The following is a 22851-nucleotide window of genomic DNA, read 5'->3' as shown; positions in this document are numbered from 1 at the left end:
GTGAATTCGGCGAGTGCGCCTATGATCGACCCTGTTCAGCACCGCCGGGCAGAGCGAGGGAGAAACAGTCGGTGAGAGGGTCACCGGGCGCCGCCGAAAAGGTGACCACCCAACCGCGCGCGGCCATGGGACGAACCTGGCTGGAGGTCCTGCCGTGGCTCGAGGCGCATCGCGCCGGTCCCTCGCTGCTCGGGGACAACGAGCTCATTCCGAACGCGTGGATGTCGACACCGGCCGGCGCGGGGGTGCCCCCGGAATTCCTCGACGAGGTGTGCCGGCGGATCGCGGGAGTTTTTCTGGAGCAGCACCGGGATATGGGGTTGGCTGCCGCATTCCCGGTCGCGTTCGCGTCCGCCGATTTCGATGATTTGGGATTGAGCGCGAAAGTGCGCCTCGCGCTGGCCGGCCACGCCGACCTGCCCGCGCTCGGCACTCGCACCATGCGGCAGCTGGCCGCCCTCCCCGGCATCGGGCCGGCCGCACGCGCCGAAATCGGTGCGGCACTGGTGCGTTGCAGCATTCCGGCGCGGTTTGCCGGGCCCGCCGTCGCGGAATTCGAGTCCTTCGTCGCCGGGCTGAGCGACCGGGACCGGTTTCTGCTCACCGCCCGGATTCTCGCGGCGAAACCCAAGACCCTGATCAGCTGCGGCACGGAGCTCGGCATCTCGCGGGAGCGGGTCAATCAACTCGACAGCCGGTTGCGCACTCAGGTCCGGACGATGTTCCAGGCGTCGGGGGTATTGCGCCGCGCCGCCGACGTGCTGGCCGGGGCCGCGCGGCCGATGGCGGCGCTTGCCCGGGTGTGCGACAGCGCGCCGGAGCTCGCCGCCCCGGTGCCGGGGCTCGGGATGCGGCTGTGGCAGGTGCTGATTCGGCTCGACGAGCGGATCGATGTGATCGACGGCTGGATCGTCGGCACTTCGATCGAGTCGGCCCGCCAGCGCGTGCGAAAGACCCTGGCCGCATCCGCATCCGCCGAGGGCCTGGTCGAAATCGTCGTCGCGGCGGCCGAATTCGGGCTGCCGGCCGAGGAGACCGAGCAGATGCTGAACTATCTCGGTTATCGGGTGCTCGACCGGCATGTACTGCTGCGTTCCACCTCGGTGCACGATGCGATCGCCGCGGTGCTGGCGCTCTCGGGCGAGCCGATGACGGTCGCCGAGATCCAGGCGGCGGTCGTCCCGCGCCGGTCGGTATCGAGCATCCGGAACGCGATGGTGGCCGACGACCGATTCGGTAAGGCCGATCGCACCCGCTGGGGCTTGACCCGGTGGGGCACCCGCTATGTGCCGATTCATCGGCAGATCGGTGAGATCCTGGATGCCCACGGCGGCCGGATCGAGCTCGAGGAACTGGTGCGGCAGGTGACCCGCAGCTTCGACGTGCGCCCGGTCAGCGTCCGAACCTACGCCGCGACCGGCGAATACGTCACCACCGCGGGTGTGGTGACCAGGCGGGAACGCAGCTACACGCCGCGCAAGTCGCCCACCAAGACGCGTGGGCTGTATCGCGAGGGCGAGGTATTCCGCTGGCGGACCACTATCGCCGCCGCTCATATCAAGGGCTCGGCGTTCAATCTGCCCTCGGCGCTGGCGGGGCTGATCGGCGTCGGACCCAACCACCCCGTGGAGCTGGCGAGCCGGCTCGGACCGCAGGCCGTGCTGTGGGTGTCGGTGCAGGCGCGCTGCGGCACCATCAAGCGGTTCGTCGATGATCTGGGGTTGTCGGCCGGAGACGAGGTCTTCCTCGAATTCACACCCGGGGCAACGGGATTGCGGTTCGATGTGGTTCCGGTGATAGCGGCCACCGGCGGTGACAAGTTGCGCCGGGCCCTGGCCGCGACGGGCCATTCCGGGGCGACGCGGCTGCCGAAGAGCGAACTGCCGGCCGCACTCGCGGAAGCGGTGTGGTTACCCGCAGCGACGGATCTGCCCGCTGTCGGCGAAGTTTTGCGGGCGCGCGGCGAAACGGAGCTGGCGCAACTCGTGGCCGGCTGACTCCGGCGCCGCGGCGGACCAGTGACCGGACAGTGCCGCGCCCGGCGCGTCCGCCGATCGCTCGGCCGCGGTGGGGCCGTGTACGAGCATCGTCGCCAGGCCCGCGTGCCGGCCGTGCTCCGCTCGACGTGTCAGGCACAGTGTCGCGCCCGAGATCAGCGTCGCGGTGGCGGCCAGAAAGGCTTCGAACTCACCGAGTTCGGTGTCCAGCGCGACGGTGTCGTCCGCGCTGATATTCCATTGCCGGGCCACGGTCCGCGCGGTATCTGTCAGAACCGCCGCGTCCACGACGTGACACCGGGAACCGTCCGGGGTGCAGAAGGCGAAACCGGCGGCCGGCTCCGAGCACGCGGCGGGGCTCGGCATCGCCACCAGCGTGTAGTCCTCGGCGACAGTGGTCATCGGCGAGTCATCCACTCCCACGACGTCTTCCACGATGTGGCCGTCGCCGGTGTGGCCGAGCACCCAGTGCGCGCCGGCGACCCGCAGCTTCTGTTCGGTGCGGGCGCACTCTTCCCGAATGTCGAGTGGGACGGCCACGGCGCCCGCGTAGTCCACCGCGAGCGCCGCTAGTAGCGCCGGATAGCCGAAATGGATGTAGACGGCGACCCGGTCGCCGGAGCGCACGCCCGCGGCCCGCAGTTCGGCGGCGAGCAGGTCCACGGCCTCGGCCAGCAGGTCGTAAGTGTGCAGGCAGGGTTCCCCGGCCACGCCGGGGCGGTCGGTTGCCGTCCGCCGGCCGTCGTCGAGAATCGCGGGGCGGTCGAAGGAGTGTCCGATCCCTTCGACCGCGTCCGCGATTCGCGTCATCATCGGCACTGCTGCGTCACCTCGTGTTCCCGGACCGGCACCCTTCCGGCCGGAAAAGGTAAGGAAACCCTAACCATACTTTGGCCAATTCGGTAAAAAGTGACCCGCGTCACCTTCCCGGTCAGGCCGCTTTCACTTGGCGCAGGCTCATTTCGAGCTCGTCGGTCGTCGCCACCACACCGCAGCGCCGGGCCACGTAGTTCAGCGCCATCAGATGGTCCTCGCGGCTGAAATCGGCGGTCGCGTCCAAAGCGAAGAACGGCCGCACATCGCTCATGAACGCCTCGGCGGCACTGAGCATGCAGCCCATATGCGCGTAGACACCGGTGATGATCAGCTGGTCACGCTGATAGTGGTTGAGCAGTTCCCGTAAATCGGTGCGCTGGAAGGCGGAGTACCGCCACTTGGTGACCTGGATGTCGGACGGGGCGGGCTCCAGTTCGGGCACCACCTCGGCCTGCGGGCCGCTCTCCAGGCCGGTACCCCAGAAGTCGGCCAGGATGCCGCGGCGCGAAGGGTGCTGGTCCCCGGGCTGCATGGTGTAGATCACGGGAATGCCCGCCGCGGAACAGAATTGGCGCAGCCGGCGGATGTTCGCCAGCGCCGTGGCCATCGGCTCCTGATCGGTACGGTAGGCATCGATGAAGTAGCGCTGCATATCGTGGATCAGCAGCGCGGCGCGGGACGGATCCAGCGACCACGACACCCGGTTGTCGTCCACCTCATCGGGTGTGGGCAGCGAATACGGGGCGATCGGCGGGATGGCCAAGACAGAATCCTCCTACGGCAGAACGGTTTTCGGGGTAGTCACATGTCGAGGGTGGCGCCGCCGTCGACCCGCAGGTCGTGCAGCGTGATGTGCCGGGCGGCCGGCGAGGCCAGGAAGTAGGCGGCCTCGGCGACGTCCTCGGGAAGCCCGATGCGCCGCAACGGGATTCCGGCGCGATAGCGGTCGGGATCGCCCGCGATGATGCGTTCCCGGGCGATGTCGGCGAGTTCGGCGTCGGCGCCGTGCATTCCGCGCAGCATGGGGGTATCGGTGGAACCCGGCGACACCAGGTTCACCCGGACGCCCCGCGCGGCGACCTCCAACCCGAGCGAGCGGGCGAAGGCGGCCGCGGCGGCCTTGGAGGCACCGTAGGCCGCCATCCCCGCGCGCGGGGTGCTGGCGGCGTTGGAGGTGACCACGACGATCGAGCCGCCGCCGTTGGCGGCCATGGCGGTGGCCGCCTGCCGGGTGACGTTCATCGTCCCGGTGGCGTTCACACTCATGCATCGATGCCACTGGGCCGCCGTGAGATCCGCCGCGTCACCGGTTTCCAGCACGCCCGCGGCGTGCACCAGCACCGACACCGGCCCGAGGGCCCGGTTCGCGTCGGCGAAGGCTTCGGCGACCGAATCGGCGTCGGCGACATCGACACGGGCCGCATGACCGACGAAATCACCTTCGGCAGCACGGATCTCGGTGCGCACGCGGAAAACCGCGGGATCGGTGTCCCACAGTGATACCGGAGCCGAACGCGCCGCGAACAATTCCGCGACCGCACGCCCGATCCCTGCCGCCGCTCCGGTGACGATGACCGGACCACACGCTTCCCAGCTCTGCGACATAAGGTTAGCCTATACTGACTTTCTTGCGAATGACAATGCTCGATGGAAGGGCTCGATGTTGGACTCCCCACTCCCCGGCTTCACTCCGTGGCCGCCCGCCGAAGCCGAGCTCTACCGGTCGCTCGGCTACTGGACCGGCGAAACCTTCACCGGCATGCTGGCCGCGCGCGCCGCGGACCAGCCGCACGCGGTGGCCGTGGTCGACGACGCCAACCGCTGGTCATACGCCGAACTGCATTCCCGCGCACGGGAACTGGCGGCCGGCTTCGCCGAGCTCGGGATTCGGCCGCGGGACCGGGTGCTGGTGCAACTGCCGAATATCGCCGAGTTCGTCGAGGTGATCTTCGGGCTGTTCCAGGCCGGGGCACTGCCGGTGTTCTGCCTGCCCGCGCACCGGCAGGCCGAACTGGTGCCGATCGCGCGAGCCAGTGGCGCGGTGGCGATGGTGACCTGTCACCACCACCAGCTCTTCGACCACGCGGCGCTGGCCGCGACCGTGCGCGCGGAGGCGGCGGAGCTCGAGCATGTGATCGTGGTGCCCGATCGCGGTGCGGCCGCGCCCGAGGGCTGCCGCACGCTCGACGAACTGCGCAGGCCCGCTGGGGAATTCCCGGCCCTCGACGCCGCCGATGTCGCATTCCTGCAGCTCTCCGGCGGCAGCACCGGCATCCCGAAGCTCATCCCCCGCACCCATGACGACTATCTCTACAGCGTGCGCCGCAGTGCCGAGATCTGCGCACTCGATGCCGGCAGTGTGTATCTCGCGGCCCTGCCGGTGGCGCACAACTTCCCGATGAGCTCGCCGGGCATCCTGGGCGCACTGTGGGCCGGCGGCACCGTCGCCCTGGCGGCCGACCCGACCCCGAGCACCGCGTTCGCGGCCATCGAGCGGTTCGGTGTGACCATCACCGGCCTGGTCCCGCCGCTGGCCCGGGTCTGGGCCGAGCGCGCCGAAGCCGGTACCCCGCATGATCTTTCGAGTCTGCGCGTACTGCTGGTCGGGGGCGCGCGCTGCCCGGACGAGCTGGCCCGGCGAATCAGCCCGGCGCTCGGCGTCACCCTGCAACAGGTCTTCGGCATGGCCGAGGGACTGGTGTGCTACACGCGGCTCGACGATTCCGAGGAGGTGATCGTCGGCACCCAGGGCCGGCCGATGTCGGACCTCGACGAGGTCGCCGTGGTGGACGAGACCGGGCAGCCGGTCGCGCCGGGTACCGACGGCATGCTGATCACCAAGGGCCCGTACACGATTCGCGGATACTACGACAATCCCGAGGCGAACGCGGCGGCCTTCACCCCGGACGGCTGGTACCGGACCGGCGACGTGGTCGCCCTGCGCGCCGACGGCAACCTCGTGGTCAAGGGCCGCAACGGCGACCACGTCAACCGGGGCGGCGAGAAGGTGTCGGCCGAGGAATTGGAGGAGCATCTGCTCGAGCACCCGGCCGTGCGCGACGCCGCCATCGTTTCGGTACCCGATCCGGCGCTCGGCGAGCGGACCTGCGCGTTCATCCTGGCCGTCGAACCGGATGCCGCCCCGACACTGTCGGAGTTGCGGCGCTTCGTCCGGGAGCGCGGGGTGGCGGCGTGGAAACTGCCGGATCTGATCAAGGTCGTCGACAGCTTCCCGGAGACGGGGGTCGGCAAGACCAGCCGGCGGGCGCTGCGCGCCGCCCTGTCGGAGCACGCCGACCGCTGATTCGGTTGTCCCAGTCCGGTTGTGGCCGGGATCCGGGCTGATGCCCGGGTCCCGGCCACACGTTTCGGTCAGACCTCGACGGGTTCCGGTGCGGTGGCGGAGCGGACCGCGGTGAGTGTCGCGAACAGTACGGCGCTGATGACCACGACCCCGAGCCCGTAGACCAGCAGGGCGGTATCCGGCGCGAAGTACTGGCCGAGCACGCCCGCCGTCATCGAGCCGAGCGCGGTGCCGGTGACCGCCTGGATCAGCCACAGGCTCGACACCCGGCCACGCAGTTCGTCGGGTGTGCTGTGTTGCAGCACGGCGAAACGGAAGATGTCGTTGACCGCGCGGGCCAGGCCGAATCCGGCCAGACCGAGGAAAGCCACCGCGGCGGCGCCGGTCGCCGCGCTGCCCGCGCCGCCGAGGATCAGATAACCGATCGGCAGCAGCAACATCGAGGCGAGCAGGGCGCGCCCGCTGCGGCGTACGTTGCCGGTCCAGCCACTGGTCAGCGTGCCCACGACGGCCCCGACCGCGGGCGCGCCGTAGAGCAGGCCCAGCGTCGCCGGGCCCGCGTGCAGCACCTGGTCGACGAACGCCGGCAGCAGCACCGTCGGACCACTGGCCAGCATGACCACCAGGCCGACGATCAGCACGCCGCGAATCGTCCGCTCGCCCATGGCGAATCGCAGGCCGGTGAGCAAGGCGCGCAAGGGCGTCTCGCGGGCCATCTCCGGGGGTGCGGACGGACCGACTTCCTGGAACAGCGTGACGGTGATCGCGGTCGTGGCGGCGGCGACGAAATAGGTCACCGAGACGCCGCCCGCGGCGATGATGACGCCCGCCAGCGCGGGGGTGACCATCGTGCCGAGATCGGTGGTGAGGGTGACCAGCGCGCCCGCGGCGGCCATCTTGTCGCGGCCCACCAGCGCCGGGGTGAGCGCCATCAGAGCGGTACTGCTCACTCCGCCCGCCAGGCCGTCGATCGCGGCGGCCACGTAGATGACCCATACCGCCGGATGGTCGAGCGTCGCGTTGACGCCCAGCACGAGGAACCCCAATCCCGCCGCGGTACGCGAGAATTGGATGGTGCGCCGCCGATCGAAGCGATCGGCGAGTACGCCACCGGCCAGGCTGCCGGCGAACATCGCCGCCGCCAGCACCACCGAGGCGCCGGCGACATGCAGGTTCGACCGGGTGAGCTGATACATCTGGGCCGGTACCGCGACGATCAGCAGTCCGATGCCGAGCAGCGAGATCAACCGCGCCGCGAAGGCATACCGGAACGCGCGGCTGGTTCGCAGCGGCGCGATATCGATGACCAGCCCACCCAGCCTTCTCATGCGAAGCGCTTCGCGATGACGTCGAGGGTGGCCATGGCGCCGTCGTAATCCGGGCGGTAGCTGGTCGCCGGGAGCTCATAGAGCGTGTTGCTCTTGAACGACGGCAGGTTGGCGTACACCTGATCCTGCTTCAGCTGCTCCACCGAGCGGCCGCCCACCGGCAGGACGAAGGCCTGCGGGGCGTCGGCCGCTTTGCCCAGCAGTTCCGGGCTGACGGCGAAGGAGTCACCGGAACCGAACAGCTTCGGGTTACCGGCCTTGGCCAGCACGTCGTCCGGGGTGAAACCGAGCTCCTTCAGCAGTGCGGGCAGCGCCGCGGTCGGCGGGATCAGGTACGGCTCGTTGTTGGGCAGCGACAGCAGCACGGCGAAGTTCCCGGCCGGCACCTTGATCGCGGACTTCACCTGGGCGACCTTGTCGCGGTAGGCGGTCATCATGGCTTCGACCCGGTCCCCGCGCCCGGCGGCGTCGGCGACCTGGCGCAGCTGATCCTGCCAAGCGGCAACGGTTTTCGGGACCAGGATGGTCGGCGCGATGACCGTCAGCTTGTCGTACAGCTTTTCGGCCTGCACGGCGGTGATGCCCTGTCCGCCACCGATGATCAGGTCCGGCGCGGCCGCGGCGACGGCCTCGATGTTGAGTTCCTCACCGGCGGGCAGCTGAGTGGTGCCCTGCGCCTTGGCTTTCGCCGCCCAGGACGGGGGGAAGCCGCCGTCGAAGTTGGTCACGCCGAGCACCCGGGTGTCGGTGGCGACCACCGGGGCGTCGAGCGCGTACAGGTAGCCGGCCAGGCCACCGCTGAGCACAACGATGCGCTTGGCCTGCGCGGGCACGGTGACCGGGCCGCGTTCAGTCTGGATGACCCGGGTCGCGCCCTCGGTGGACGCCTTGTCGGTGTCCGAACCGCAACCGATCAACGCCGTCAGTGCAACGAGCAGCAGGGCCACCAGGGCGGCTACCCGCCGCGGGCGCCTGCCGGACGGCATGGTCGATGACTTCATTTCTCTCCTAGTTGTGCTCGGCCGTGCCGGCCGATGGGTAAGCCCCTTGCTGGGGCTCAAACTCGGGTGGACTCCAGGACTGCGGCGAGGTCGGCGACGGTCGGCTGGGCCAGCACCGTGCCGACCGCGAGAGTGACGCCGAACTCCCGCTCCAGTTCGCCGACCAGGCGCATGACCCGCAGGGAATCGCCGCCGAGGTCGAAGAAGCTGTCCTCGACATCGGCGATCTCGGCGACGCCGAGGACCCGGGCGAAGACCGCGCAGAGCGCTCGTTCGGTGTCGGTACGCGGTCCGCCGCCGGTGCTGCGCGCCGGGGGTTCGGGCAGGGCGGCGCGGTCGAGTTTCCCGTTGGGGGTCAACGGGATCGACGCGATGACCACGATGTCCGAGGGCACCAGCTGGGCGGGTAGCCGCTTGCGCAATTCGGGTCGCAGGTCCTCGAGAACCCGGCCCGGCTCGGGGACGACGTAGCCGATCAGGCGGGTCGTGCCGGCCGCGTCGCGGCGGACGTGGGCCGCGGCCCGGCGTACCCCGGCACAGGCGGCCAGCGCGGCTTCGACTTCGCCGAGTTCGATGCGCACGCCCCGGATCTTCACCTGGTGGTCGCCGCGGCCCAGGTACTGGAGTTGGCCGTCGCGCCTGCGCCGCACCAGATCTCCGGTGCGATACATGCGCGCACCGGCGGACCACGGGTCGGGGACGAAGGCGGTCGCGGTGAGGCCGGGCCGGTCCAGGTAGCCCAGGGCGACACCGTCTCCGGACATGTACAGCTCACCCACCGCGCCGACCGGGACTTCGCGCAGACCCGAATCCAGCACGCGCGCACGCGCATTGCGGACCGGTCGACCCAAACACGGTGTGCTGGAGCCTTGTACGGGCGAGCCCATCGCGTTGATGGTGAACTCCGTCGGCCCGTAGAGGTCGTAGCCGTCGACGCCGGGCTGTTCGCGCAACCGCGTCCACAGGTCGGCGGGTACCGCTTCACCACCGAGGATCACCAGGGCCGGGATGTGCTCACCGTCGAGCAGGCCGCCCGCGATGAGTTCCCGCGCGTAGGACGGCGTCACGTTGATGACGTCGATGCCGACCGCGCGGTAGTGCCGCACCAGTGCGGTGGGTTCCAGGCGAGCTCGTTCGTCGATGACGTGTACCTCGTGACCGGCGAGCAGCCAGAACAATTCCTCCCAGGACATGTCGAAGGAGAAGGACACTGTGTGCGCGATCCGTAACCGGCCCCGGTTCGCGGATTGTTCGGTAGGCCGGAAGATTTCGTCGACGTGGTTGTGGTACATCGCGGTCAGCCCGCGATGGCCGACCACGACGCCCTTGGGCTTACCGGTCGATCCCGAGGTGTAGATGACGTAGGCGGGCTGGTCCGCGGTGACCGGGCCGCCTACGGCGATGTCCGGCACGGCCGGTGCGGCGCTGCGGCCGTCGAGCACGTCGGCGACCGCGGGGTCGTCGAGCAGCACCGCGCGATGGTTCTCGTCGAGCAACGCGCTCGCCTCGGCGGTCGTCGAGATCACCGCCGCGGCGGCGCTGTCGGCGATCAGGTCCCGCAGGCGGGCGGGCGGGTGCGCGAGATCGAGCGGGAGGTAGGCCGCACCGGTGCGCATGACCGCGAAGATCGCGACCACGTGATCAGCCGTGCGGGGCAGCGCCAGCGCGACGGTGTCACCGGAGCCGACGCCGCCGCCCGCGAGAACGCGAGCCAGCCGGTCCACCCGGGTGTCGAGTTCCCGGGCGGTGAGCGAGACCGGGCCGCACACCAGTGCTGTCACCTCCGGTGTCGCCTGTGCGCGCTCGCGCAGCAGCGCGTCGACACTGCCGCCCGGTTGACCGGGCTCGGGTACCGCGACGCGTTCCGGAGCGAACTCCAGGGGGGTGCTCGCCGCGGGCACGACCGTATCGGCCACGTGCGCAGCGGCTTCGGTGGCGAACAGGCCCAGCACCGCCACCAGACGTTCCAGGAGCGCGGCGGCTTCGCCGTCGGTGACCAGGTCGGGGCGATGCTCGCAGGTGATCGCCATCGGCGTGGCCGGTGATCCCGGGTCGATGTCGAGAGTGATCGCGTAGTGCGTGCCGTCGATCGCGTCGAAACCGGTGATTCCGTTGCGCTGGAACATCTCCGACTGTGCCTCGTGATCACGGGGCACATTGCGGAAGACGGTGAGGGTGTCGAACAGTGCCGGGACGCCCGCCGCCCGCTGGATCCGGCCGAGGCCGAGCTGGTGGTGTTCGGTGAGACGGCCCTGTTCCCGGAATACCCGGCGCACCAGGTCGGTGAGGCGTTCGCCGGGACGCGTGCGGACCCGCACGGGCACGGTATTGAGCGCCAGGCCCACCATCCGGTCGGCGTCGGGCACCTCGGGCGAACGGCCGGACACGGTCGCGCCGAAGACCACGTCATCGGTACCGGTGCCGGCGCGCAGCGCCAAGCCCCAGGCGGTGGAGACCACCGTGGACAAGGTGACTCCGGCGCCGCGCGCGAAACCGTGCAACGCCCGGGTCGTGCTGTCGGACAGGCCGGTCCGGGTGAAGACCGGTAGCTCCGCCTTCTCGGCGGCCTGCTTCGAGGCGACCAGTGTGGGCTGGCGCAGGTCCGCGAGATAGGCCGACCAGGCGGATTCGGCGGCGGCGCTGTCGGTTTCGGCGAGCCAGCGCAGATGGTCGCGGAAATCGGCGGGCGCGGGCAGTACCGCGTCCAGCGCGGTGACGCCGGCGCGGGCCTGCTCATACAGCGCGAACAGTTCGCGGTACATCAAGGTCTGCGACCAGCCGTCGGTGAGCAGGTGGTGCTGGGTGCACACCAGGTACGCGCCACCGCCGGGCAACCACGCCAGGGTCATCCGGATCAGCGGCGGCGCGGTGTAGTCGAACGGCGTCGCGAACTCGGTCTGGTCGAGTTCGCGCAGCGCCGCGGCGACGTCGGCTTCCGGCAGCGCGGTGAGATCGACCTCGCGGAACGGCATGGTCGCGGCGGCCGGGATGAACTGGACCGGCTGGGCGAAACCGGCGTGGGTGAATCCCGCCCGCAGGTTCGGGTATCGGCGCAGCAGCGCGTCGGCGGCGGCGCGCAGCGCGGGCACGTCGACCGCGGCCGCGCCGGAATCCGTTGCGGCGAAGGAGAATCGAGGCTGCATATGGTAGGCATCGCTACCGGCGGCACTGTCCAGCAATGATTGGAAGTACATGCCCTCCTGCAGCGGGCCCAACGGCAACGCTTCGACCCACCCGGGGCTCAGGACATCCAGGCGCGCGCGGTCCTCGGCCGCCAACTCCAGCAGCGGCGGCGGAGACGCGGTCGCGCCGGCCGACGTCGCGCCCGGCAGCGCCTTTCGGTCGAGTTTGCCGTTCAGGGTCAACGGCAGCGCCGGAACCGTCGTGATCGACTGCGGCACCATGTATTCCGGTACCAGCGCGGCGACTCCCGCACGCACCGCCACGGGATCGAGCACCGCACCGTCCGCACTGACCACGTAGCCGAAAAGCCTTCCGGTACCAGCCGAATCGGCGCGCACGCACGCGGCGGCGGCACGCACCCCCGGCACCCGGCGCAACGCGGACTCGACCTCGCCGAGTTCGATGCGGAAGCCGCGCACCTTCACCTGGTCGTCGGCGCGGCCGAGGAACAGCAGTCCATCGCCGGTGCGGCGCACCAGATCACCGGTGCGGTACAACCGCCGTCCCGGGTGCGCCGGATCGGCGACGAAACGGCCGGCGGTCATGGCGGGCCGGTTCAGGTAGCCCCGGACGACCTGGGCGCCACCGAGATACAACGCACCCTCGGGCGCGTCCCGGAGGTCGTCGCCGAGTACCCGGACGTGCACGTCGGTCCACGGCGCGCCGATGGTGACCGGGTCGCCAGCGGCCAATTCGGCACAGGTCGCCCACACCGTCACCTCGGTGGGTCCGTACACATTTCGCACGGCGGCGCAGTGCGCGACCATCTCCTCGGCGAGGTCGGCGGGCAGCGCCTCCCCGCCCACCAGCGCACGCACCGAACCGAGCCGCCCGGCGTCCTCGTGCTCGACCAGCACTCGCCACAGCGACGGCGTCGCCTGCACCACGGTCGCGCCGGTCTCGGAGATCAAGGCGTGCAACGCGTCCGGGTCGAGCACCGTCGGACGGTCGGCGACCACCACGGTGGCGCCGGCGGTCAGCGGGCACAGCAACTCCAGCACCGCGATGTCGAAGGACACCGTGGTGACCGCGACGAACCGGTCGTCGGGACGGATCCAGCCGTCGGCGACCACGGTCTCGGCGAACGCCGCGAGGTTCGCGCTGGTGATCAGCACGCCCTTCGGGTTACCGGTCGACCCGGAGGTGTGGATGACGTAGGCCAGGTGCGCACCGGCGCGCGGCGGCTCGGGCAGGGTGACCGAGGCGTCGACGGCCTCCGTGTTGTCGACCAGCAGCGTCCGAGGAGCCCCGGCAGGCAACCGATCAGCCACCACCGAGCTGGTCAGCACACAGAGCGGGTTCGCGTCCTCGAGCATGTACTCCAGCCGCTGCGCCGGATAGTCGACATCGAGCGGCAGGTAGGCGGCACCGACGCGCAGCACCGCGAGCAGACCGACGACGAGGTCGGCCGAACGCGGAAGCGCCACGGCCACAACCCGTTCGGGCCCCGCACCGGCCGCGTACAACCGCCGCGCCAGATCGTCCACCCTGGCCCCGAGCTGGCCATAGGTCAGGGACTGTCCCGCATCGATCAGGGCTACGGAATCCGGGGTACGCCGCACCTGTGCCGCGAAGCCGACCGCGACACCGGGCGGGACTTCCGTGCGCCGCTCCGGGTCCGGCTCGACGGGAACGACCGAGTGCCGAGACGAGGGGCTTGCAGGCTGCGAGCTCGGGGCAGCGTTCGTCGGATCGGCAACCACACCGGGTGAGAACTCCGCCGCAAGGGATTCATCGCGCGAGGTGCGCCGATCCGGGCGGGCCTGTGCCCAGCGCACCGGATCGATCACGGCGCAAGCCGCCAGGCCCCGGGCGGTCGGGGCGTCGAAGATATCGGCGACGACGATGCGCAGGCCGAGTTTGCGGAGGGCGCCGACCAGGCGCATGGCGGTCAGCGAATGACCGCCGAGGCCGAAGAAGTCGTCGTCGGGGCCGACCTCCGGCACTTCGAGAACCTTTGCCGCGCAAGCACGGACGGCTTCGAGGACACCGGCGGAACCACCGCCGGCCGGATCAGCTCCCTCGGGCACAGCGCCGTCCGGCAGCTGTGCGGCGGGCGCGGCTTCTGATACCCGCGACACCGTGGTGACCGCACGGCGGGGACGGCTGAGCACCGACGGATCCGGCGCCTCCGTCAACAAGGCGGCGGCGGTCTGCTCCGGAGCGGCGATCAATCCGGTGAGGATGTCGACCAAGCGGGTGGCCGTCCGCTGTGCCAATTCCGCCGGGACGGCGGCGGTGTCGTGATCCAGGATCAGATCCAGCCCGGCGCTGGGCGGCGCGAGCAGAGTGATCGGATAGTGCGTGACACCGCGATTGGTGAAGCCCGCGACGCGCAGATCATGCGATTCCGGTTGCCCCGGACCGGAATTCGGGAAATTCTCGAACAACACCAGAGTGTCGAAGAGCTGACCGAGGCCGGCGATCCGCTCGACCTCGGCCAGACCGGTGTGCTCGACCTCCTGGATGGCGAATTGCGCCTCCTGCAGCCGGGTGAACTGGTCGAGCAGCGGTTGCGCCGGATCGATGGTCAGGCGCACCGGGATGGTGTTGCTGAACAGGCCCACCATGGATTCGACGCCGGGCAGGTCCGCGGGCCGTCCGGAGACGGTCGCGCCGAAGACCACGTCGTGGCGGCCGGTGAGTTCGGCGAGCACGGCCGCCCAGGCACCCTGCACGAGGGTGTTCAAGGTGAGCGCGCGGGCGCGGCCGAGCGCGGACAGCGCGGCGGCGGCCGCTTCGGGAAGCGGCACGCGCAGCGCGGAGCGGGTGCCGCGAGCACCGGGTGCGCCGACCAGCGTCGGGTCGGTCAGCCCGGCAAGGCGTTCGCCCCAAATCCGTTGCGCCACCGCGTGATCGCGGTCGGCGATCCACCGCAGGTAGTCGCGGTAGTGCGCCGGTGCGGGCAGTTCGTGGTCGTCGGCGGCGTGATACAGCGCGAGTAGTTCTCGCACCATGATCGGCGTGGACCAGCCGTCGGTGAGCAGATGGTGCGCGTTGAGCACGAGCCGGTGCGCGTCGCCGGGCAGGCGAATCAGCAACGCGCGCAGCAGCGGAGCGGTGCTCACGTCGAACAGCTGTGCCGCCACTTCGTCTTCCAGCCGGTCCGCCGAGCGCAGCGCGGCGCGGGCGGGCAGCGCGGACAGGTCGACGTGCCGCCACGGCACCCGCACCGCACGCGGAATCGCCTGCACCGGCCGCTCGAACTGCTCATAGTGGAACGCCGCGCCGAGATTCGAGTGCCGGGCGACGACCCGATCGAAGGCCCGGACGAGCCGGTCGGCGTCGAGCGGACCGGTGAGGTCGAATCGCGCTGTCAGCGTGTAGACATCGTTCTCGCCGTCGCGGACCGCGTGGAACAGCAGCCCTTCCTGCAGGGGCGACAACGGCAGTAGATCCGCGAGCGGGCCGTGCACGGCTTCGAGTTCGTCGATGCCGTCCTGGTCCACCTCGACCTCGGGACAATCCGACGGTGTCAGACCACCCGGAGCCAGCACCGCGTGTGCCGCGAGCGCCTCCAGGGCCAGTTCCCAATGTTCCTGCAACGCGGCCACATCGGCCGCGTCCAGCACGTTCGAGGCGGCCGTCCACTCGACGGCCAGCCGCTCCTCGGCCGGCGATTCGTGCACGAAGACGTTGAGCGCCAGCACTTCCGACAGCGCCTTGGCCGACGGTTCGAAGACCGCGAACGGATCCCGCTCGGGCAGCCGCCATCCGGTTCCGGGCAGGGCGGGGAATCGACCGAGGTAGTTGAGCAGCAGTTCGGGAGCGCCGAGCCGGGCCAGGACGGGCGCGGTGTCGGGATCGAGATAGCGCAGCACACCGAAGCCGACGCCACCGTCCGGGACCGCGCGCTTGGCTTCCTTCACCGCGCGCAACAACCGTCCGGCGGCGTCACCGCCGTCCAAGGCGTCGGACAGGTCGTCGGCCGCGGCGATCGCCGCTGTCGGCACCCGCACCGGGTACTCACTGGTGAACCAGCCGATGGTGCGCGCGAAATCGGTGTCGGCGGTGAGCGCGTCGCGGCCATGGCTCTCCACGGCCACGAGCTGACCGGCGGCGCCGGCCTCGCCGCGGGACTGCCGCCACGAGCGCAGCGCGAGCATCAGCGCCGCGAGCAACACCTCGTCGACCCGGGCGCGATAGGCGTTCGGCAGCGTCGTCAGCAGTGCGTGCGTGAGGTCCGCGGAGGCGAAAGTGTGTGTGCGCACGGCGGTTTCGACCGGGTCCAGGGACGGATCCAGGGCACGAGCACCCAACGGGACAGCCGCGTCGAGTGCCGACTGCCAGTAGGCCAGTTCGGCGCGTCGCGCGCCGCTCGCGCCTTGCTCGGCCAGCACGGTCGCATGCCGTCGCCACGACGTGCCGGCCGGGAACGGGGGCAATGCTCGCCGTTCGCGTGCCGCCCGAGCCGCTTCGTGCAGGTCGGGAAGCAGGATGCGCCAGGACACCCCATCGACGATCAGGTGGTGCGCTACGACGATCAATCGATCCGGACCGGTCTCGGTGCGCAGCAGCACAACGCGAAGCAGGTCTCCGGCGTGCGGGTCGAGCCGGGCCGCGGTCTGTTCCGCCAGATTCCGGACCGCCTCGTCGAGGGCTTCGGCCGAATCCGTGCCGGCGGGTTCCGGCACTTCGGTGACGACGTCGGGGGCGGACACCGCACCGACATCGCGGATGATCAAATCGGGGGCACCGCTGGCGGAATCCCGGCGCAGCAGCAGGCGCAGCGCGTCGTGGCGGTCGAGGATGGTCTGCACGGCGGTGATGAGGTCGGCCAGCGACAGGGCCTCCGCCACCAGAACCGTTGTCCACTGGGCATATCCGGCCACGGCGGACAGGTCGGGGTTGCGCTCGAACAGCGCACGCACGATCGGCGGGATCGGCACGGTGCCGGTCGCGACGTCCGGGATGCGGGGCGCCCGGTCGGCTTCGACGGCCGCGGCTTGCGTGGCCAGCGTCGCCAGATCGCGTTGCGCGAGCAGCTCTTTCGGTTGCAGGATCAGGCCGCGGGCACGCAAGCGACTGCTCACGCTGATGGCGGTGATGCTGTCACCGCCGAGGCCGAAGAAGTCGTCGTCGACGGCGACGCGGGGGCGACCGAGGACGTCGGCAATCACCTCACACAGCACGGTTTCGCGTTCCGTGCGGGGTGCGCGGCCGTGCGAATCCAGCTGCGGCGCAGGCAAAGCCGCACGGTCGAGTTTGCCGTTGACCGTCACCGGCAGTTCGTCGAGGAGCACGATCGCCGCGGGCACGAGGTGGTCGGGGACATCGGCGGCCAGGGTGCGCCGCAGCTCGTCGGGGGTCGGCAGCGTGCTTCCGGCCGTCGCGACGACATAACCGATGAGCTGGGCGGGGGTGGTCGTGGTGATCACGGCCGCGGAGGCGGCGACGCCCGGCAGCGCGCCCAGAACCGCTTCCACTTCGCTCAATTCCACGCGGTGACCGCGGATCTTGACCTGCTTGTCGTTGCGTCCGAGGAATTCGTAGCCCAGACCCGGCACCCAGCGGGCGCGGTCACCGGTGCGATACATGCGCTCGCCGGGTGCGCCGAACGGGTCGGCGACGAAGCGGTCGGCGGTAGCCGCCGGACGGCCGAGGTAGCCGCGCGCCAATTGTGGCCCGGCCAAATAAAGTTCGCCGCGTTCACCATCCGCCACCGGGAGCAGCGCGCTGTCGAGCAGGTAGGTCCGGGTACCCGCGAGCGGGTGGCCGATGCGGGGCGTGCCCTCCGCGATGGGGGTGCCGATGGCGTCGACGGTGGCCTCGGTCGGTCCGTAGAGATTGTGGCCGGCGATTCCGGCATCGAGGATGGTGTCCCACAGCGCCGGTGGGGCCGCCTCGCCGCCGATCACCAGCAGCTGCGGCCGGGCGGCGGTCAGCAGACCGTTGTCGACCAGGGCCGCGCCCATCGACGGGGTGGTGTCGACGACATCGATCCCGTCCCGGGCGAAGGCCGCGACCAGAGCCGCCGCGTCCCGCTGCAATTCGGCGTCGTAGACGTGCACGCGGTGCCCGCTCAACAGCCACAGCAGCTGATCGAGGGAGGCGTCGAAGGCGAACGACGCGGTGTGCGCGGTGTGCAGTTGCCGGTCGCCGGCACGTGCGGCGGCGTCGGCGTAGATCGTGTTCCGATGGTGGTGCAGCAGGTGGGCCAGGCCGCCGGTGCGCACCAGCACGCCCTTCGGTGTGCCGGTGGAGCCGGAGGTGTAGATGACGTAGGCCAGATGCTCGCGGTCGCGTGCGGCGGCGAGTTCCCCGGCGCTCAGCGGGCCCGCCGCTCGGGCGGCGAGTTCGGCGGTGAACGAATCCGATTCGAACAGAATCGGTTCCGGACGACCGTCGCCGGTGAGCGAGTCGGCGATTCCCGCGCAGCTCAGCACCAGAGCCGGTCGTGCGTCGTCGATGATGGCGCGCAATCGCTGTGCGGGATGCTCCGGATCCAGCGCCACGTACGCCGCCCCCGCGTCGAGCACCGCCAGCAGCGCAACCACCAGGCCCGCCGTGCGGGGCAGGGCGACGGCGACCAGGTCTTCCGGGCCGATCCCCCGGGCACGCAACGACCGCGCCAGCCGATGCACCCGGCTCGCGAGCTCAGCGGCGGTGAGCCGTTCTTCCCCGCACACCAGAACAACCGCGTCGGGTGACTGTTCGGCGAGCCGATTCAGCGCGGTGGGAACGTCTTCGGGGACGCCGGGCAGCGCGGGCGCGGCCCGCTCCGCCAGCAGGCGCTCGCTCTCGCCCGCCGCGGACAGCCGCACGCGGCCGATCGACGGATCACCGGAAGCGCTGAGCCCCTGGATGATTCGCACCAGACCCGACAAACGCCGCTGCACCGTCTCGCGACTGTTGGTGCGGGCGTCCACCTCGAAACCCAGCTGGACCGCGCCGTCCGCGATCGGAGTCACGGTGAGCCCCAGATCTTCCGGCGGACCACCCGCGACGTTCCGCAGCACACCCACCGCCCCCGCGAAATCCAGGGCGAAGTCGAATGCTTTGAGGTTGATGCCGATTCCGTGCAGCAGCGCGCCGGTGCCGGCCGCGCCGAGGTCGCGGGCCAGATTCTCGCCGCGGTAACGCTGGTGCGCGCGCAGGCCGCGCATCGCGTCGGCCACCTGCTTGCTCAACGCCGCCAGCGTGTCGTGGCTGCGCACGGTCAGCCGCAGCGGCAGCACGTTCACCGCCATCGCCGGGGTGGTCAGCGCGGTACGGCCGACTCGCGCCATCAGCGGCATGGCGATCACCACGTCGGACTCGCCGAGCAGGCGGTGCACGAAGCTCGCGTAGCAGGCGATCAGTACTTCGGCCCAGGTGGTGCCGGTGGCCTGCGCGACCGCGCGGACCTGCTCCAGATCAGCGGCCGAGAGCACCGCGCGCGCCTGGATGGTGCGTTCCGCCGGGCCGTCGACCTGCTGACCGCGGCCGTCCAGGGCGGGCAGCGGGGTGAGCAGGTCCCGCCAGTAGGCGCGGTCACCCTCGAATTGCGCACCGGCGCGGTAATGCTCGTCCTCGGCCACGAGGGTCTCGATCGAGCCGAATCCGGCTGCGGCAACCTCGGTGTCGCGGACCAGACCGGTGTAGTGGGCGGCCACCCGGCGCGACAGCATGGCCGCGCTGTATCCGTCGACGATCAGGTGGTGGTAGAGCTGCACGCACCAGACTTCGCGGTCGGTGAGCCGGATCAGCTGATAGGTGTAGAGCTGGCGCTCCACCATGTGCCGGCAGTATTCCGAGGCCCGGCCGCGCTCCGCGTCGACCAGCGCGTGCGCGACGGTGACCGGGTCGGCTTCGGTGCGCAGATCCGCGATCGGCCGTAGTTCCGGCTCCGCCGGGCTGACGAATTGCCGTGGTCCATCCGGGGTTTCGATCATCCGCAGCCGCATAGTCTCGGCCTCGCCGATGGTCCGCCGGATCGCTTCGGTGAGCAGTTCGATATCGATCGGCTCCTGGCCGGTGATCTCCAGCACCTCACCGACGAGGTAGCTGCGCGACTCGGGATCCAGCCGCTGCGCGTTCCAGATGCCGAGCTGCGCACCCGTCAGCGAAAGCAACCGCGTGCCACCGGCTTCGGAATCCACAACTGGCAGCGCACCCACACCGAACTCCTCATCCTTCGAACCGCTCGCCAAAGATAGGCAAACCTAACTTCAATGAGCCTAAACCATCGCGCCCCGAAACTGGAACCTAGATTGCCGCGGCGCGCGCAACATCACTAGTGCTCGTGCGCCTCTTCGAAATCCGCGACGCCGCGCTTCCAATACCCGGTGACCAGGTGATCCGCCGGAGCCGACCCGAAGTCCTCGCGCAGCCACCGGCGCAGCGGACGCACGGTCACGGCTTCACCGGCGACCCAGGCATAGACGCGCTCCCCCACCGGAACCGGAACCGCTCGCACCGCTTGGACCAGCACCTCGGAATGCCCGGCGGCGACGCCGTCCCGGAACAGCCAGGTGACCTGAACCCCCTGCGGCGCGGTCAGTTCGATGACCTCCGAAGCGTCCGCCACTTCGATGAATGCCCAACCCGACGCGGTAGGCGGCAGTGTCTCCAGCCACCTCGCCATAGCGGGCAAGGCGGTGATGTCACCGGCGAGCAGATAACGGTCGTAGGTATCGGGAACAACGAGCCCACCCGGCGGACCCGCGATGTAGACCCGGGTCCCGGGCGTGGCCCGCGCGGCCCACGTCGCCGCGAAACCACCCGGGTGCAAAGCGAAGTCGATATCCAGCTCGCCCGCGACGGCATCGTAGCGCCGCACCGTGTATTCGCGGGAAACAGGAAGCGGGCGCGGCCATTTCAAACTCTGGCCGACCTTCTCCGGCAACCGCAGAGTCCCATCCGCATCCGGGAAGACCAAACGCACATGCTCGGTGGGCGCGTGACTTTCGAAGCCCTCGAGCTCCGGACCACCGAACGTCAAGCGCAGCAATGCCGAACCGAACATCTCCGTGCGCAGCACCTCCAATTCCCGCAGACCGATCGGATAGGGCACCTTCTCGCCCCCGGCTCCGGCCCGGACCTCGGCGATCCGCTCCACATGCGCACGCGTTGTCATCGGCGACTTCCTTTCCATCGAATTCGTTTCACCGTCGGGCCTCGCGGGCGAGCAGCCACACGAAGTACGCGCCGCCCACCGACACGGTCACCACACCGACCGGCAGCTGAGTGGGCGCGAAAGCGCGCTGAGCGATCCAATCGCTCAGCAGCAGTAGCAAGGCACCCAGCGCGGCGGCGGGCGCCGGTGCGACCGTGGCCGAGCGCGTCAAACGGCGCGCCAACTGCGGTGCGGCCAAAGACAAGAACGCGATGGGTCCGGCGGCCGCTGTCGCGACCGCGGTCAGCGCGACACCCACCAGTACCGCGGCCAGCCGGGTCGGCTCCAACCGCAGACCCAGCGCCTGTGCGGTGTCATCACCGAGTTCGAGTAGCGGCATCCGATACGCCAGCCACAGCACGCCCGGCAGCAGCGCCACGAGCGCGATGGCGACCGGCGTCACCTGGCTCCAATCCAGGCCGGTCAGCGAACCCGAACCCCACACCGCCGCCGCCATGGCGGTATTCACGTCGACCTTCAGCAACAGCCACACATTCACCGACTGCAACATGGTGCTGATCGCGATGCCCGCGATGATCAACCGGAAGCCCTGCATGCCGCCTTTCAGCGACAGCGCGTAAATGATTGCGGCGGTGACTATTCCGCCGATCAGCGCACCGACAGCGGTCTGCCGGTAGCCGCCGCCGAAGATCAACATGACCACCAGCGCGCCGGTATAGGCGCCGGTATTGAATCCGATCACGTCGGGGCTGCCGAGCGGGTTGCGGGTCAGCGATTGGAAGATCGCACCGCTGGCGCCCAGCGCCGCGCCGAGCAGTAACGCCAGCAGCACCCGCGGCATCCGCAGGTCCATCACCACGAATTCGGCCAGCCGCGTCGAATCCCCGAATACCGCCCGCAGCACCGTCGCCGGCGACAACGCGTACTCGCCCGTGCCCAACGCCAGCACCGCGACCACGGCACTGAGCATCAACAGCACCGCGATCACCGCGGGTGTCCGCAGTCCGATCCGCACCGACATCCGGTCCCCGGCGCGCAGTACCACCATCCGGCGGCCGAACTCGATTCGCGAAGAGGTCTTCACCACTGGGCCACCTCGGGCGCCGACAGGACAGGCAGACGCACCGTCATAGGGAGCTCACTTTCTTGCGGCGAATCAATGCGATCAGGACGGGCGCGCCGACGAAAGCGGTCACGATGCCGACGGCCAGTTCGTCGGGACGAATCACCACGCGGCCGATGATGTCGGCGACCAGCAGCAGAATCGGTGCACCGACCATGGAGTAGGGCAGGATCCAGCGTTGATCCGGCCCCACGATCCAGCGCGCCACATGCGGAATCATCAACCCCACGAAGCCAATCGGGCCGGCCGCGGCGGTGGCCGCACCACACAGCAGGGTGACGGCGGCGACGGCGGCGACCCGGGTCCGGACGATATCGGTACCGAGCGCGCGGGCCAGATCCTCGCCGAGCGCCAGCGCGTTCAACGGACGGGCCACCGCCATCGCCAGGGTCAGGCCCACAGCGATGAACAGCGACACCGGCCACACGATATCCATTCCGCGACCGGAGACCGTGCCCGCGTTCCAGAAGCGCATCTGGTCGAAAGTCTTGGGGTCCAACAGCATCAAACCCATGGTGATACCGCTGAGCACCGCGCCGAGCGCGACACCGGCCAGCGTCAGCCGAATCGGCGTCGCCCCGCCCCGGCCCAGCGAGCCCAGCGCGTAGACCGCGACAGTCACCACGGCCGCGCCCAGGAAGGCGAACCACACATAGGACCAGACACTGGTGAGGCCGAAGGCCGCGACACCCAGCGCGACAAAGAATCCCGCGCCCGCGTTGACACCCAGGATTCCCGGGTCCGCGAGCGGGTTGCGCGTCATCGCCTGGATCAACGCGCCCGAAACGCCCAGCGCCGCACCCACGATCACCGCGAGCACGGTCCGCGGGACCCGCAGCGTGCGCACCACCACATGCTCGTCGGAGCCGTCGAAGTGCCACAGCGCATCCCACGCGGTGCCCATCGGGATATCCCGGGCCCCGATCATCAGGCTGAGCACACACACCGCGGCGAGCAACCCGACCCCCACCAGCAGCCATAGCGTCCGCCGTGCCGCCACCGCGGTCGTTACCGTTGTGACCGTGGGTGTTTCGACCACTG

The 22851-nt window shown here is 70.1% G+C and carries 11 protein-coding genes; 2 read left to right on the top strand and 9 right to left on the bottom strand.

From position 1 onward, the window contains the following. Positions 1 to 71 precede the first annotated feature (71 nt). A complete protein-coding gene (locus BJ987_RS16280; protein ID WP_209890395.1) occupies positions 72 to 1997 on the top strand; it encodes a hypothetical protein in 1926 nt (641 codons plus the stop codon). On the opposite strand, the gene BJ987_RS16275 is transcribed toward BJ987_RS16280, so the two are convergent. The 3 genes from BJ987_RS16275 to BJ987_RS16265 all read right to left on the bottom strand — a co-directional run bounded on the left by BJ987_RS16275 (position 1911) and on the right by BJ987_RS16265 (position 4418). After that, entirely contained in the window at positions 1911 to 2807 is an 897-nt protein-coding gene (locus BJ987_RS16275) for an AMP-binding protein (protein WP_209890392.1), read from the bottom strand. The genes BJ987_RS16280 and BJ987_RS16275 overlap by 87 nt on opposite strands. A 121-nt stretch (positions 2808 to 2928) precedes the next feature. Next, positions 2929 to 3576, bottom strand: coding sequence for an isochorismatase family protein (locus tag BJ987_RS16270; RefSeq protein ID WP_209890389.1), 648 nt, complete (start codon positions 3574 to 3576; stop codon positions 2929 to 2931). 38 nt (positions 3577 to 3614) lie between these two features. Further along, positions 3615 to 4418, bottom strand: a complete 804-nt coding sequence (locus BJ987_RS16265) for an SDR family oxidoreductase (protein WP_209890387.1) — start codon at positions 4416 to 4418, stop codon at positions 3615 to 3617. Between the two features lie 55 nt (positions 4419 to 4473). Here BJ987_RS16265 and BJ987_RS16260 point away from each other — a divergent pair, with 55 nt between their 5' ends. Then, complete coding sequence (locus BJ987_RS16260; RefSeq protein WP_209890384.1) at positions 4474 to 6117, top strand: (2,3-dihydroxybenzoyl)adenylate synthase; 1644 nt, start codon at positions 4474 to 4476, stop codon at positions 6115 to 6117. Positions 6118 to 6185: 68 nt separating this feature from the next. Here BJ987_RS16260 and entS read toward each other — a convergent pair whose 3' ends face one another. The 6 genes from entS to BJ987_RS16230 all read right to left on the bottom strand — a co-directional run bounded on the left by entS (position 6186) and on the right by BJ987_RS16230 (position 22849). After that, positions 6186 to 7445, bottom strand: a complete 1260-nt coding sequence (gene entS / locus BJ987_RS16255; RefSeq protein ID WP_209890381.1) for an enterobactin transporter EntS — start codon at positions 7443 to 7445, stop codon at positions 6186 to 6188. After that, a complete protein-coding gene (locus BJ987_RS16250; protein ID WP_209890378.1) occupies positions 7442 to 8446 on the bottom strand; it encodes a Fe2+-enterobactin ABC transporter substrate-binding protein in 1005 nt (334 codons plus the stop codon). The genes entS and BJ987_RS16250 overlap by 4 nt, the downstream gene beginning before the upstream one ends. Positions 8447 to 8502: 56 nt before the next feature. Further along, complete coding sequence (locus BJ987_RS16245; protein ID WP_209890375.1) at positions 8503 to 19728, bottom strand: non-ribosomal peptide synthetase; 11226 nt, start codon at positions 19726 to 19728, stop codon at positions 8503 to 8505. Between the two features lie 116 nt (positions 19729 to 19844). Then, a complete protein-coding gene (locus BJ987_RS16240) occupies positions 19845 to 20687 on the bottom strand; it encodes a siderophore-interacting protein (protein WP_209890372.1) in 843 nt (280 codons plus the stop codon). Between the two features lie 28 nt (positions 20688 to 20715). Beyond that, positions 20716 to 21735 carry a FecCD family ABC transporter permease gene (locus BJ987_RS16235; RefSeq protein WP_209898506.1) on the bottom strand — a complete coding sequence of 340 codons (1020 nt, stop codon included), beginning with the start codon at positions 21733 to 21735 and terminating at the stop codon, positions 20716 to 20718. A gap of 79 nt (positions 21736 to 21814) precedes the next feature. Continuing rightward, positions 21815 to 22849: a FecCD family ABC transporter permease gene (locus BJ987_RS16230; protein ID WP_307869632.1), complete on the bottom strand. Its 1035-nt coding sequence runs from the start codon at positions 22847 to 22849 to the stop codon at positions 21815 to 21817. Positions 22850 to 22851: the final 2 nt, after the last annotated feature.

The sequence above is a fragment of the Nocardia goodfellowii genome, from assembly GCF_017875645.1.
GTDB classification, from domain to species: Bacteria; Actinomycetota; Actinomycetes; order Mycobacteriales; family Mycobacteriaceae; genus Nocardia; species Nocardia goodfellowii.
The sequence above is the reverse complement of the archived record's forward strand: the minus strand, read 5'-3'. Positions and strand labels throughout refer to the sequence as shown.

Excerpts from the sequence above, each read along its gene's own strand:
- BJ987_RS16260 (WP_209890384.1), top strand. The coding sequence starts at position 4,474 with ATGTTGGACTCCCCACTCCCCGGCTTCACTCCGTGGCCGCCCGCCGAA.
- BJ987_RS16235 (WP_209898506.1), bottom strand. The coding sequence starts at position 21,735 with ATGGTGGTACTGCGCGCCGGGGACCGGATGTCGGTGCGGATCGGACTG.
- BJ987_RS16240 (WP_209890372.1), bottom strand. The coding sequence starts at position 20,687 with ATGACAACGCGTGCGCATGTGGAGCGGATCGCCGAGGTCCGGGCCGGA.
- BJ987_RS16275 (WP_209890392.1), bottom strand. The coding sequence starts at position 2,807 with ATGACGCGAATCGCGGACGCGGTCGAAGGGATCGGACACTCCTTCGAC.
- BJ987_RS16265 (WP_209890387.1), bottom strand. The coding sequence starts at position 4,418 with ATGTCGCAGAGCTGGGAAGCGTGTGGTCCGGTCATCGTCACCGGAGCG.
- BJ987_RS16250 (WP_209890378.1), bottom strand. The coding sequence starts at position 8,446 with ATGAAGTCATCGACCATGCCGTCCGGCAGGCGCCCGCGGCGGGTAGCC.
- entS (WP_209890381.1), bottom strand. The coding sequence starts at position 7,445 with ATGAGAAGGCTGGGTGGGCTGGTCATCGATATCGCGCCGCTGCGAACC.